The organism is Plantibacter sp. T3 (assembly GCF_902506515.1).
In the GTDB taxonomy this organism is placed as follows: Bacteria; Actinomycetota; Actinomycetes; order Actinomycetales; family Microbacteriaceae; genus Plantibacter; species Plantibacter auratus.
Genome location: NZ_LR733286.1, coordinates 1,202,777 through 1,216,115, shown reverse-complemented (window position 1 = coordinate 1,216,115; position 13,339 = coordinate 1,202,777). Strand labels below are relative to the sequence as shown.

The window sequence follows — 13,339 nt, the reverse complement described above, 5'->3', positions numbered from 1 at the left end:
GTGCGGGGACGGAGCGGGAAGCGGATCAGTGCGTGGACGCGTAGCCGGTGCGGACGCTCGCGATGAGCCGTTCCAGCAGGTCGGTCCAGAGGGCACGGGCTTCATCGTCCGTGGTGGCGCCGGTACTCGCGATCCAGTGATGGGCGAGCACTTCGACACCGTGCATGAGGGAGGACACCAGGAAGCCGGCCTCGAGTTCGTCGACGTCGCTGTTGCGCTCGGCCAGTTCGTGGGCGAGCTCCTGGGTGGTGCGGGAGAAGGTGGCCTGGAACAGCTGCTGCGGGCGCGAGTCGTCGGGTGCGAAGCCGCCGAGCGCGTTCCAGAGGAAGGCGATGACGCGGGGGATGTCGGTCGTGCGGAGCGCTGCGGCGACGTCCTCGAACATCGAGACGCGCGACCCCGGGCCCGCCGGTCGTGCGTTGACGGCGGACCGGAAGCTCTCGATCACGACGGCCAGCTCCTCGGTGCATGAGGTGGTGACGAGGTCGTCGATCGAGGAGAAGTGGTTGAACACCGTGCGGCGGGAGACGTCGGCGCGCTCGGCGATGACGTCGACGTTGAACCCGGCGATGCCCTGCTCCGCGATCATGACGCGGGCGGCGTCGAGGATCGCCCGATGGTGGCGCGCGCGGAGGGCGGCGCGTCGATCCTCGGCGGGGGCGGTGGTGGACACGTGGGTACACTACGTGCACCGATGCACTCAGTGCAACTTGTTGACGCGGTGTTCACCGATCTGCCAGGAAGGGGCGCTGACTCGCCCGAATCTGCACCAATATCCGCGACTGTCGTGCAGGAACGGGCGACTCAGCGACGCCGGGACGGGTGCCGGGGTGGACGGACGGTCGGGTCGGGTGGACTGGGCGTCGGGTGGAGGGGTCACGGCTCCGGCAAGCTGAGAGCATGACGACAGACGAGAAGCTCGACGCACCACGAACGGGCTCGGTCCCCACGACGAACGCAGCCGCGTCCGATGCCCCGCGCACGCGGACCGCCTGGGCGGCCGTCGCCGTCATGATGGCGACGAGCTTCGTGCTCGTGCTCGCCGAGTTCCTGCCGCCGAGCCTGCTGCCGTCGATGGCATCGTCGCTCGGGATCACCGAGGGCCAGGCCGGCCAGGCCGTCACCGCGACGGCGTTCATCGGCTTCCTCACCGCACCGACGATCGGGATCCTCGTCCCGCGACTCGACCGTCGCCTCCTGCTCGTCCTGCTCGCGGCCGCCGCCGCGGTGTCGAGCGCGCTCGTCGCGATCTCCGCCGACTTCGTGATGCTGCTCATCGCCCGACTCCTGCTCGGCGCGGCCCTCGGCGCGTTCTGGGCGATGTCGATCGCGATCGCCGCCAGACTGTCCGCGCCGCACCACCTCGGCCGGGCGATCATGCTCGTGAACACCGGCACCACCGTCGCGACGGTCGCCGGCGTCCCGGTCGGCACCTACCTCGGTTCGGTCATGGACTGGCGCCTCATCTTCGCCGGTGTAGCGGTCATCACCGCGGTGGTGGCCGTCGCACTGCGGCTCGTCCTCCCACCCGTCGCGCCGGCTCCGTCCAGCGGTGGTCTGCGGTCGCTCGTCGACACGCTCCGGGTCCCCGGCATCCGCGTCGGCCTCACGGGGCACATCCTGACCGTCCTCGGCCACTTCATCGCCTTCACCTACATCCGACTCGCGATCGAGCGGGTGCCCGACCTCGACGCGGCCGGTGTGGCCGTCCTCCTCGCGGCATTCGGCCTCGGCGGCGTGGTCGGCAACTTCGTCATCGGGCTCCTCGTCGACCGCCACCTCGCAGCCCTGCGCTACGTCGTCCCGGCCTTCATCGGCATCTCGATCGCCCTCGTGACCCTGTTCCCGGGGCAGCCCTGGATCGTGACCATCGCGATCACCACCTGGGGCATGGGCTTCGGCGCCTGGCTGACGACCCTGAGCACCTGGATGGGTCGCCTCGTCCCGGACCGCATGGAGTCCGGTGGCGGACTCGTCGTCGCAGGGTTCCAGCTCGCCATCACCGTCGGTGCCGGAGCGGGTGGACTGCTCGTCGACGCGGTCGGCATCGTCCCGGCGCTCACGGTCGCGGCGATCTCCGCGATCGTCGGTGGCATCGTCTTCGGGTCGGCGCGCACCGCGCGGTGAGGCCGAAGGTTGCCCGGCCGACCGCCTACGCGGCGAGCGCCGCCTCGGCACGCCAGCGGGCCGGCGTCAGGCCCGTGTACCGCTGGAAGGCGCGCGCGAAGCCGTCTTCCGACACGTAGCCGAGCGCGCCGGCGAGCTCGGCCACGGACGCGTCGCCCGTGAGGATGAGCCCCTTGGCCGTCTCCATGCGAACGGTCGTGAGGTAGGCGCGCGGGGTGTGCCCGACGACCTCGCGGAACCGCTCGGCGAACGCCGACCGCGACATCATGGCGATGCGGGCGAGCGTCTCGAAGGTCCACGGGCGCCCCGGTTCGGCGTGCAGGGCGTCGAGGACCGCGCCGATGTGCGGGTCGCCGATGCGTTGCAGCCAGCGATCCGGCGCGCAGCCGGCCTCGTTCCACGTGCGGAGCGCGGCCGACACGATCGTGGTCGCGATGCGGCTGCAGATGACGGTGTCGCCCGGCCGCGGACGGCCAGTCGCCTGCGGGCAGCCCATGCCCTCGATGAGCGCCACCATCGAGGGCTCCTGCCCGGCGAAGTCGGCGACGTACAGGTGCTCGGGCAGCGTCTCCGCCACCTGTTGGCGCTGACCCGGCCGGGTGAAGGCGACGTCGAGGAGCTCGGCGTCCTCGAGCGCGACCACCGTCGTGGCGTGGGCGCGGGGGAAGAAGACGAGGTCGCCGGCGTCGAGGTCGCGGGTGCCGTCGGCGGCGGTGAGGCGGACGCGTCCGCTGGAGAGGTAGACGAAACCGGACGCCGTGTGCGGTCGCCGCAGCGGTGTGCCCGCGGCGAGGCGGTCGCGGTCGGTGCCGTGGATCGTCCACTCGAGGCTCGCGAGTGCGCGATCGAAGGTGTCGATCGTCGACGCTGGAGGGGTCGCGGTGAGGGTCACACCGATGCGAACGCGAAGGCGCCGCCGGATGTTCCACGACCTGCCCGCTGAGTCGCCCGGATCTGTCCGATTTCGGCGTGGATCCGAGCAGAATCGGGCGACTCAGTCGCGGCTAGCGCCCGTCCACCACGGACATGAACCCCGCGAAGGCGAAGGCGGCGGGGATGAAGTAGAGCAGCGTGCGGGTGACGAGCCAACTGACCGCACCGACGGCCACCCAGATCGCATGGAAGCGCGCCCGCACCGTGAGGCGACGGCCCTCCTCGCCGACGACCGTCTCCTTCCGGGTCCAGACCTGCTCAGCCTCCATGGCGTCTCGCGCCGCCTCGAGGACGCTCTCGGCGTCCTGTCCCGCCACCCGTTCGTCGCGGTACCGTTCGGCCCTCGTGATGAGACGCGGCACCAGGTCGGTGAGGATCGCATCGATGGCGACCCAGGGGGCGGCGTAGGCGAAGTCGGCGGCCGGCTTACTGAAGAAGACGACCCGATCGTCGACCATCTCCACGTTGTAGTAGGCCGCGGTGCTGACGAGCGACGACATCACGTCGGGGGTCAGCACGTATCGCGCGTCCGCTCCGTACCCGGACGGCGCGTATACGCGGAACCACCGGTCGAAGTCGCCCTCGAGGGAGATCTGCAGACCCCGGTCGACGCCCGGCGGCAGATCGCTGCGCACGGTGTCGTTCGTCGTCGCATCGAGCAGCAGATGCGGGAGGGGTGCCGGCAGCCGCACCACGAGGTAATGCCAGTCCCTCGACCGCTTCACGTCGTCGACCAGGTTGCCGAACTCGATGTTCCCGCGGACGAATCGCGGATACGACTGCACCTGTGGTCCCGGCACGGTGATGAAGGCGTTGTTGTACTTCCCCGTCGTGGTGATGAGCGAGGAGAACATCGCCCGTCCTTTCGACTCCTCCTCGAGGCCGTTGGCCACCGCCGTCAGGTGGGTCCGCCATCCGGCGAGACGCGCCTTCGGCGACGGCGGGCGTCGCGACCAGTGGTACAGGAACCAGGCACCGACGAGCAGCCCGACGAGGACGAGCGCGGCGACGACCAGGCCGATGACGTCATCAGGCTCGACGCGACGGTCGTGGTATTCGTCGACGCTGACCCCGACCGAGACGAGCGCGATCGCCAGGTACCAGAGGACGAGGCTGAAGTAGAGATGGAAGAGCACTCTCCGCCCGGTGGGCACCCGTTTGGGCCGGCCGGAGCGACGCTCGTCCGCCATCGCCGCGGCGACCTCGTGTTCGGGCGCCGTCAGCCACCGCAGTTCCACTGATCCAGATCCCCTCGACGCCCTCAGCCTCCCAGCGTAGGGCAGGGCGACTACCGGCTCGCAGCGTTGACGACGGCGCGGACCGACGCCTCCAGCACGGAGCGATGGCGCCCGGCTGCCCACACCGTCTCCGCCCCGCGGCGGATCTCCAGGAGCGTCAGGGCCTCGGCGCCACTCCCGGCACTGAGCGAGGTCTGATGCAGGGAGACGATCTCGACGTGGACGCCGTGGTCGGCGAGGAGACGGGTCGCCGCCTCGACCGGACCGACGTCGGCGAAGGTGGCCTCATGGCGGTCCCCGTCGATCCGCAGACTGATCGTCGTCCGCGAGGTCTCGCCGGTCGTCGCCACATCGACCTCGAGCAGCTCGACCCGAGACGGCGTCGCCGACAGGTAGCTGCGCTCGAACGCCGCGAGCAACGCCTCGGCGTCCAGTTCGCGACCGGTCTCGTCCGCCTGCTGCTGGACGCGACGCGAGAAGTCCACCTGGAGACGACGGGGCATCTCGATGCCGTAGTCGCGTTCGAGCAGGTAGGCGATGCCGCCCTTGCCGGACTGCGAGTTCACGCGGATGACCGCCTCGTAGCTCCGACCGAGGTCCGCGGGGTCGACCGGCAGGTACGGCACCCGCCACGGGAGGTCCTCCGGGCGGCTGCCGGTGGCCTCAGCCCGCGCTCGGTGTTCCGCGAAGCCCTTCTTGATCGCATCCTGATGCGTCCCCGAGAACGCGGTGTGGACGAGCTCGCCGACGTACGGGTGGCGCGGGTGGATCTCGATGCGGTTGCTGTGCTCCACGACCCGACGGATGTGGTCGATGTCGGAGAAGTCGATCATCGGGTCGACCCCCTGCGCGTGCAGGTTGAGCGCCAGGGTCGCGAGGTCGACGTTGCCGGTCCGCTCGCCGTTGCCGAAGATGCATCCTTCGACGCGTTGGGCGCCAGCGAGGACCGCGAGCTCAGCGCACGCGATCCCTGTGCCGCGGTCGTTGTGCGGGTGGACCGACAGGATGACGGCGTCGCGGCGGTCGAGGTTCCGGTGCATGTACTCGATCTGGTCCGCGTAGACGTTCGGGCTCGCCGCTTCGACGGTGGCGGGCAGGTTGAGGATCACCGGGCGGTCAGGCGAGGCGTCCCAGAGCGTCGTCATGGCGTCGCAGAGTTCGAGGGCGTAGTCCGGCTCCGTCAGGTTGAAGACCTCCGGGGAGAACTCGAACCGCACCCCGTCGAGATCGCCGGCGAACTCGAGGACGTCGGCGCCGCCGGCGAGGATGAGCGCGCGGAGCGAGTCGCGGTCGTGTCCGAGGACGACCTCCCGCCAGAGCGGCGCCGTCGCGGTGTACAGGTGGATGACGACCGGGTTCCGGATCCCACGGATCGACTCGACGGTGCGCTCGATCAGGTCGCGGCGGGCCGGCGTGAAGACCACAATCGTGACGTCCTCGGGAGCGATGTCGGTCTCGGCGATCAGGCGGACGAAGTCGTAGTCGGTCTGCGAGGCGGAGGGGTAACCGACCTCGATCTCCTTGTACCCCATCGTGACCATCAGCTCGAAGAAGGCCCGTTTCCGCTCGGGGTCCATGGGTTCGGCAAGCGCCTGGTTCCCGTCGCGCAGGTCCACCGGCACCCAGAGCGGCGCCTCGGTCAGTCGTCTCGATGGCCAGGTGCGGTCGAGGAGGGGGACGTCCACCCGCGAGTACAGGTCCTGGTAGCGATGGGACGGCATCTGGGAGTGCCGCTGTCGGTTCCAGCTCGGCGCGGAGGACGGAACGGGGCCGGCGGGGGTGGAGAGTCGGGAGTCTGCGGGGATCACGCGGCAACGCTAACACAACTTGTCAGACAAGCTGAGGACTATGATCGAGTCATGGACACGGTGCACCGCGAATCGCTCTCCGACCAGGTCGCACGCTTGCTCCTGCAGCGCATCCAGGCCGGCGAGTGGGAGATCGGCCAGAAGTTGCCCGGGGAGACGACCCTGGCACCGCAGCTCGGCGTCGGCCGCTCGACGATGCGCGAGGCGATCCGCCAGCTGGCCGGCCAGGGCGTGCTGTCGACCCGGCAGGGATCGGGGAACTTCCTCCAGGCGCGCACGCCGGTCCAGGATTGGGATGCGCTCGTCCTGCGGACCGCGATCGGCTCGGTCGTCGAGGCACGCATCGCCATCGAGTGCGAGGCGGCTGCCCTCGCCGCGCAACGCCACACGGCGTCCGACCTGGCCGCCATCCGCGGGGCGCTGGCACATCGGAACGCCGATCGCGCGACCATCGAGGGGCGGGTCGACGCCGACACGGCACTCCATCGGAGCATCGTCGCCGCGAGCGGGAACGAGATCTTGACCGAACTGTTCGACACCTTCGCCGAGCGCAGCCGCGAGGCGATGATCCAGATGCTCCGCCTCAGCGGCGAGCCGGGAACGGACCACGACCAGCTCGTCCACGAGCACATCGTGCAGGCGGTCGCCGATCGCGATGCCACCGCGGCGTTCGACCGCAGCCGCACCCACCTCGTCGCCCTCCGCGACGGGATGGCCCGCCACCGGAGTGACGGCCCGTCGTGACCGACGCAGCGGGATGAGCCCATGGGCGCCGGGTCATCCGGCGCGAGAACCCCCCTGCCGCGCACGGTGGGCGCGGACCCGACCCCGACTGGCACAGGCCGGCGACGGGCACCAGTGACGCCGACCCGAGGTGTCGAGGAACACCCAGCGGCAGTCGACCTCGGCACACTGACGCAACAGCTCCCGGTCCGGCCCCTGCAGCATGACCAGCGCCTGGATGGCGATCGCGGCGAGCGCCGCGTCGAGCGGGACGCCATCCGGAGCGGGACCGCTCCACAGCGCTCCGGCCGACCTCGACGCGTGCCCACGCACCTGCGCGAGATCATCCGGGGCCGGTTCGCGCCCGGCGACCGACGCCATCGCCAGCTCGCGGAGTGACTCCCGCAGCCGCACGAGGCGGTCGAGGTCGTCGGCGCTCAGCTCGCCATCCACACCGAACCCGACCAGGCCGAGCCACCGATGCGCCGCCTCGGGCGTCCCGATCCGCTCCACCGGCCGCGTTCCGAAGCTCTGTCCCTGCGTGGCGAGCAGGTTCAGCCAGGTGGCTCCGCCGTCGAAGCGGAAGTCGGTCTCGGTCGTCATGGTTCGAGTGTAACGTGTCAACCGTTACACCAGGGACGAGCGAGGGAGCGACGATGCGGGGAGAGACGATGCACGAGGTGTTCGATGTGGCGGCCGGCCGCGAACGACTGGCGGAGCTGCAGGACGAGACGACGACCGCCGCCTGGCGCGCGACGGTCGATGCGGCTGCGCCGGGCTTCGACGAGTGGATCGTCGGCGCCGTGTTCGGTGGGACGTACCAGCGCGAGGGCCTGACGCCGCGCGACCGACAACTGCTCATCATCGGCGCGCTGACGGCGCTCGGTGGCGTCGACCCGCAACTCAGCGGTCACCTCACGACGTCGCTCCGGATCGGGATGACCCGGACGGAGCTCGCCGAGGCGCTCGTCCACCTCGTGCCGTATGTCGGGCTGCCCCGGGTGATGGCGGCCCTGCGACTCCTCCGCGAGCCGGCGGCCGAACCACCGGCGACCGACCTCGACGCCGACGCCCGATGACCCGGGTGCGACTCGAGACCCGGGTGATCCGCACGGTGCGCGGCGACATCGACCCGGCCACGGCGGGCGTGGTCGACTCCCACGACCACCTCTTCCTGCGGACACCGGTCCTGGCCGGTGAGGACCTCGTCGAGGAGCCTGACGCCACGACCGCGGTCGAGCGGTTCGCGGCGGCGGGCGGCAGGACCGTCGTCCAGTGGACGCCTCGAGGTCTCGGACGCGGCCTCCCGGCACTCCGGCGGATCAGTGCGTCGACAGGGGTCCACGTCGTGGCGGCGACCGGACGACATCTGCGACGCGTCTACCCCGCCGGCGCTGCGGAACCCACGCGCTCGGCCGACGAGCTCGCAGCGGCGTTCATCGACGACGTCGACCGGCACGGGTGCGGACTGATCAAGATCGGTGTCGGCCCCGACCGCCTCGCCGAGGACGAGCGGGACGCGTTGCGGGCCGCCGCTATGGCGCATCACGCCACCGGTGTACCGATCGCGGTACACCTCGAGCAGGGAGCGGCGGCCGACCTCGTCCTGGCGGCGCTGGATGCCGACGAGGTGGACCCGAGGTCCATCGTCCTCGGACATCTCGGCCGGAACCCTCACCTCGAGCAGATCCTCGAGGCGGCCCGCTCCGGCGCGTGGGTGTGCCTCGACACGCCATCGCCGGCTCATCCGATGGACCCCGCTCGACTGGCGCGGATCCTCGAAGCCCTCATCGACGACGGGCATCTGCCCGCACTGCTCCTCGGCGCCGACACGACCACGTCCACCTCCCGCGCTCGGCCGGAGGAGGACGGTCCGGCGGCGCTCCTGACGACCGTCGTACCGCAGCTGGGGCGGGCCCTCGGCGCCGAAACGGTGTCGACGATCACCCGCGACAATCCCGCCCGCGCGTGGGCGTTCGAGCCCCGGGTTCGACGCCCGAACAGAAAATCAGCCCGCGCCTTTCGGCAACGGGCTGATCATGATGACTCCAGCGTAACGGACGGAGACGTGCCGAGGAGCCTGGCGGCATTCGGCCTGTGGACAACACCACCCCGTAGGGAGGTCGTGAGGATCCACGCGGAAGGCGTATGGAAACCGTGAGGACCGCCGTCGGAGGTCGCTGACGGGTGTTGGCTCTGAGCTGTCCCGAACGGGACGCAGTACCACGCACCCGCACCACGCACCCACTGGAGTCCTCTTGCTCGACCTCGTCTACGTGCTCGGCGTCATCGCCGTGTTCGCTCTGGTCGGCCTCGTCGCCCGGGGAGTGGAGAGACTGTGATCGTCTTCGAACTCCTCGCCGCCGTCCTGGCCGTCGCCGCCGTCGTGTACCTCGTGTACGCGCTCGTGAAACCCGAGAGGTTCTGATGCAGACCCTCTTCGCGATCCTCCAGGTCTCGACCCTCGTCCTGGTCCTCGTGCTGCTCTACCGTCCGCTCGGTGAGTACCTCGCCCGGGTCTACACCTCGAGCAAGGACTTCGTCGTCGAACGCGGCTTCTACCGCGTGATCGGTGTCGACGCCCGCTCCGAGCAGACCTGGCAGGCCTACCTCCGCGGGGTGCTCGCCTTCTCGCTCGTCGGCGTCCTGTTCGTCTACGCCCTCCAGCGTGCGCAGGCCGTCCTCCCCTTCGCACTCGGCCTCCCCGCCGTCCCCGAGGGCCTGTCGTTCAACACGGCAGCGTCGTTCGTCGCCAACACGAACTGGCAGTCGTACTCCCCCGAAGTCACGATGGGGTACACCGTGCAGCTCACTGGCCTCGCGGTGCAGAACTTCGTCTCCGCCGCCGTCGGCATCGCCGTCGCCATCGCCCTCGTCCGCGGGTTCGCGAGTCGCCGCAGCGGCACCATCGGCAACTTCTGGGTCGACCTCACCCGCGGCACCCTCCGCGTGCTGCTGCCGCTCTCCGTCGTCATGGCGGTCGTGCTCATCGCGGGCGGGACCATCCAGAACCTCAACGGCTTCACCGACGTGACGACCATCACGGGTGCGACGCAGACCATCCCCGGCGGACCGGTCGCCTCGCAGGAGGCCATCAAGCTCCTCGGCACGAACGGCGGCGGGTTCTTCAACGCGAACTCCGCGCACCCCTTCGAGAACCCGACCGCGTGGACGAGTCTCGTCCAGAACATCCTCATGCTCGCGATCCCGTTCTCCCTGCCGCGCACCTTCGGCCGCATGGTCGGCGACCACAAGCAGGGCTACACGATCCTCGCGGTCATGGGCGTCATCTTCCTCGCCTCGTTCTCGATCCTCACGGCGCTCGAAGCCCGCGGCCTCGGTGCAGCACCGATGGCGGCCGGCGGCGCGATGGAGGGCAAGGAGCAGCGCTTCGGTGTCTTCGCCTCGACGCTGTTCGGCTCGACCTCGACGCTCACCTCGACGGGTGCCGTCAACTCGATGCACGACTCCTACACGGCACTCGGCGGCATGATGCCGATGATCAACATGATGCTCGGCGAGATCGCCCCCGGCGGCGTCGGCTCAGGCCTGTACGGCATGCTCGTGCTCGCCGTCATTGCCGTGTTCATCGGTGGGCTGCTCGTCGGCCGGACCCCGGAGTACCTCGGCAAGAAGATCGGCCCACGGGAGATCAAGCTCGCGAGCCTGTACATCCTCGTGACGCCGACCCTCGTGCTCGCCGGCACCGCACTGAGCTTCGCCATCCCCGGCGTCCGCTCGGACGTGGAGACGACGTCGATCTGGAACCCGGGCCTCCACGGCCTGTCCGAGGTCCTCTACGCCTTCACCTCCGCCGCGAACAACAACGGTTCCGCGTTCGCGGGCCTCACGGCGAACACCCCGTGGTTCAACACGGCCCTCGGTGTCGCGATGCTCCTCGGCCGCTTCATCCCGATCGTGCTCGTCCTCGCGCTCGCCGGTTCGCTGGCCGCACAGGACCGGGTGCCGTCGACCGCCGGAACGCTCCCGACCAACCGGCCGCAGTTCGTCGGCCTCCTCACCGGTGTCGCCGTGATCATCACCGCACTCACCTACTTCCCCGTACTCGCGCTGGGTCCCCTGGCGGAAGGGCTGTCATGAGCCACGTCCACGACGCACACCGCGTGATCATCACCGCACTCACCTCCTTCCCCGTACTCGCGCCAGGTCCCCTGGCGGAAGGGCTGTCATGAGCCACGTCCACGACGCACACCGCGTGATCATCACCGCACTCACCTCCTTCCCCGTACTCGCGCCAGGTCCCCTGGCGGAAGGGCTGTCATAAACCATGTCCACCACGCACACGCTTCCCGCCCCGGCGGAACCCGAGCAGGAGCAGGACCACCACCACGAGCCCGCGAAGGCCGCGTTCGGTCCGGCACAGCTGCTCGCCGCGACCCCGGGCGCCTTCCGCAAACTCGACCCGCGGCTCATGGTCAAGAACCCGGTCATGTTCATCGTCGAGGTCGGCGCGGCACTGACCACCGTCCTCGCGATCGCCGAACCGTTCCTCGGTGGTGCGCAGGAGTCCGGCGGCTCGGCCGTGCCGGCGTCGTTCACCTGGGGCATCGCGATCTGGCTGTGGCTCACGGTCGTCTTCGCGAACCTCGCTGAGTCCGTCGCCGAGGGACGCGGCAAGGCGCAGGCCGACAGCCTCCGCAAGACGCGCACCTCGACCATGGCGAACCAGGTCACGGACTACGACGGCTCGGCGGATCCGTCCGCGGAGCACGCCGCCATCGGCCAGGTCTCCTCGGCCGACCTCACCCTCGGCGACGTCGTCGTGGTGACCGCCGGCGAGCTCGTCCCGGGCGACGGCGACATCGTCTGGGGCATCGCCTCGGTCGACGAGTCGGCGATCACGGGCGAGTCGGCCCCGGTCGTCCGCGAGTCCGGCGGCGACCGCAGTGCCGTCACCGGCGGCACCCGCGTGCTGTCCGACCGCATCGTCGTCCGCATCACCTCGAAGCCCGGCGAGACCTTCGTCGACCGCATGATCGGCCTCGTCGAGGGTGCGGCGCGGCAGAAGACGCCGAACGAGATCGCGCTCAACATCCTGCTCGCGAGCCTGTCGATCGTCTTCGTGGTCGTCGCGCTGACGCTCAACCCGATCGCTTCGTATGCGGCGGCTCCCGTCAGCGTCCCGGTCCTCATCGCCCTGCTCGTCTGCCTCATCCCGACGACCATTGGCGCCCTACTCTCGGCCATCGGCATCGCCGGCATGGACCGACTCGTGCAGCGCAACGTGCTCGCGATGTCCGGCCGCGCGGTCGAGGCCGCCGGCGACGTCACGACCCTGCTGCTCGACAAGACCGGCACCATCACCTACGGCAACCGCCAGGCGGTCGAGTTCATCGCCCTCCGCGGTGTCACGCCGGAGGAACTCGCGCAGGCCGCAGCCCGGTCCTCGCTCAGCGACCCGACGCCCGAGGGCAAGTCGATCGTCGACCTCGCGGCCGAGCGGGGCATCCACCTGGACGGGTCCGTGGCAGGCGAGATCGTCCCGTTCACGGCGCAGACCCGCATGAGCGGCCTCGACCAGCCGGACGGCGCACAGATCCGCAAGGGCGCAGGCTCGGCCGTGCTGGCCTGGGTGGAGTCGTTCGGCCCCCTCGCCGAGGCGACCCGCGCCGAGCTCCAGGAGCACGTCGAGGCGGTGTCCGCCGGCGGCGGCACCCCGCTCGTCGTCGCGCAGACCGACACCAGCGGCACCGCGCGGGTGCTCGGCGTCGTCCGCCTCAAGGACGTCGTCAAGGCCGGCATCGCGGAGCGGTTCGCCGAGCTGCGCGCCATGGGCATCCGCACGGTCATGATCACGGGTGACAACCCGCTCACCGCGAAGGCGATCGCCGCCGAGGCCGGAGTCGACGACTTCCTGGCCGAGGCGACGCCCGAGCAGAAGCTCGAACTCATCCGCAAGGAGCAGGAGGGTGGCAACCTCGTCGCGATGACCGGTGACGGCACGAACGACGCTCCGGCGCTCGCACAGGCCGACGTCGGTGTCGCGATGAACACGGGCACCTCCGCTGCGAAGGAGGCCGGCAACATGGTCGACCTCGACTCCGACCCGACCAAGCTCATCGACATCGTCCGGATCGGCAAGCAGCTGCTCATCACGCGAGGCGCGCTCACGACGTTCTCGATCGCGAACGACGTCGCCAAGTACTTCGCGATCATCCCGGCCATGTTCGCCGGGGTGTTCCCGGGGCTCGCACTGCTCAACATCATGCAGCTGCACTCCCCCGCGTCGGCGATCCTCTCGGCGATCATCTTCAACGCGATCATCATCGTGATCCTGATCCCGCTGGCCCTCCGCGGCGTGAAGTACCGACCGCTCAGCGCCTCGAAGGTCCTCAGCCGCAACCTGTTGGTCTATGGACTCGGCGGCGTGATCGCGCCGTTCATCGGCATCAAGCTGATCGACCTCGTCGTCACCCTGATCCCCGGCTTCTAGCCGGACCCCGTCCCCTCACCCCAGCACCGCACCCCCAGCACACGAAAGCAGACAGA

Annotated in this window: 12 protein-coding genes; 7 read left to right on the top strand and 5 right to left on the bottom strand. The window is 70.0% G+C overall.

What is annotated here, in order from left to right; all coding sequences use genetic code 11:
• Positions 1-25 precede the first annotated feature (25 nt).
• Positions 26-673, bottom strand: coding sequence for a TetR/AcrR family transcriptional regulator (locus GV015_RS05920; RefSeq protein ID WP_159877281.1), 648 nt, complete (start codon positions 671-673; stop codon positions 26-28).
• A 227-nt stretch (positions 674-900) separates the two neighbouring features.
• Here GV015_RS05920 and GV015_RS05915 point away from each other — a divergent pair, with 227 nt between their 5' ends.
• Complete coding sequence (locus GV015_RS05915; protein ID WP_124768453.1) at positions 901-2,127, top strand: MFS transporter; 1,227 nt, start codon at positions 901-903, stop codon at positions 2,125-2,127.
• 25 nt (positions 2,128-2,152) lie between these two features.
• On the opposite strand, the gene GV015_RS19010 is transcribed toward GV015_RS05915, so the two are convergent.
• The 3 genes from GV015_RS19010 to GV015_RS05900 all read right to left on the bottom strand — a co-directional run bounded on the left by GV015_RS19010 (position 2,153) and on the right by GV015_RS05900 (position 6,019).
• Positions 2,153-3,019, bottom strand: coding sequence for an AraC family transcriptional regulator (locus GV015_RS19010; protein WP_201299364.1), 867 nt, complete (start codon positions 3,017-3,019; stop codon positions 2,153-2,155).
• A 112-nt stretch (positions 3,020-3,131) separates the two neighbouring features.
• Positions 3,132-4,298, bottom strand: a complete 1,167-nt coding sequence (locus GV015_RS05905) for a hypothetical protein (RefSeq protein ID WP_159877279.1) — start codon at positions 4,296-4,298, stop codon at positions 3,132-3,134.
• A 50-nt stretch (positions 4,299-4,348) separates the two neighbouring features.
• Entirely contained in the window at positions 4,349-6,019 is a 1,671-nt protein-coding gene (locus tag GV015_RS05900) for a 2-isopropylmalate synthase (RefSeq protein WP_159880133.1), read from the bottom strand.
• A 138-nt stretch (positions 6,020-6,157) separates the two neighbouring features.
• Between GV015_RS05900 and GV015_RS05895 the strand changes: the two genes are divergently transcribed.
• Positions 6,158-6,850 carry a FadR/GntR family transcriptional regulator gene (locus tag GV015_RS05895; RefSeq protein WP_159877277.1) on the top strand — a complete coding sequence of 231 codons (693 nt, stop codon included), beginning with the start codon at positions 6,158-6,160 and terminating at the stop codon, positions 6,848-6,850.
• A 33-nt stretch (positions 6,851-6,883) separates the two neighbouring features.
• Here the strand turns inward: GV015_RS05895 and GV015_RS05890 are convergent, their stop codons facing one another.
• Complete coding sequence (locus GV015_RS05890; RefSeq protein ID WP_159877275.1) at positions 6,884-7,432, bottom strand: ABATE domain-containing protein; 549 nt, start codon at positions 7,430-7,432, stop codon at positions 6,884-6,886.
• A gap of 53 nt (positions 7,433-7,485) precedes the next feature.
• On the opposite strand from GV015_RS05890, the gene GV015_RS05885 reads away from it, so the two are divergent.
• The 5 genes from GV015_RS05885 to kdpB all read left to right on the top strand — a co-directional run bounded on the left by GV015_RS05885 (position 7,486) and on the right by kdpB (position 13,283).
• A complete protein-coding gene (locus tag GV015_RS05885; protein ID WP_236555350.1) occupies positions 7,486-7,908 on the top strand; it encodes a carboxymuconolactone decarboxylase family protein in 423 nt (140 codons plus the stop codon).
• Positions 7,905-8,990: a phosphotriesterase gene (locus GV015_RS05880; protein ID WP_159877273.1), complete on the top strand. Its 1,086-nt coding sequence runs from the start codon at positions 7,905-7,907 to the stop codon at positions 8,988-8,990. The genes GV015_RS05885 and GV015_RS05880 overlap by 4 nt, the downstream gene beginning before the upstream one ends.
• A gap of 177 nt (positions 8,991-9,167) precedes the next feature.
• Positions 9,168-9,257, top strand: coding sequence for a K(+)-transporting ATPase subunit F (kdpF, locus tag GV015_RS05875; protein WP_056009336.1), 90 nt, complete (start codon positions 9,168-9,170; stop codon positions 9,255-9,257).
• On the top strand, positions 9,257-10,930 hold the full coding sequence (kdpA, locus tag GV015_RS05870; protein ID WP_159877271.1) for a potassium-transporting ATPase subunit KdpA: 1,674 nt from the start codon (positions 9,257-9,259) through the stop codon (positions 10,928-10,930). The genes kdpF and kdpA overlap by 1 nt, the downstream gene beginning before the upstream one ends.
• 187 nt (positions 10,931-11,117) lie before the next feature.
• Entirely contained in the window at positions 11,118-13,283 is a 2,166-nt protein-coding gene (gene kdpB / locus GV015_RS05865; RefSeq protein ID WP_159877269.1) for a potassium-transporting ATPase subunit KdpB, read from the top strand.
• Positions 13,284-13,339: the final 56 nt, after the last annotated feature.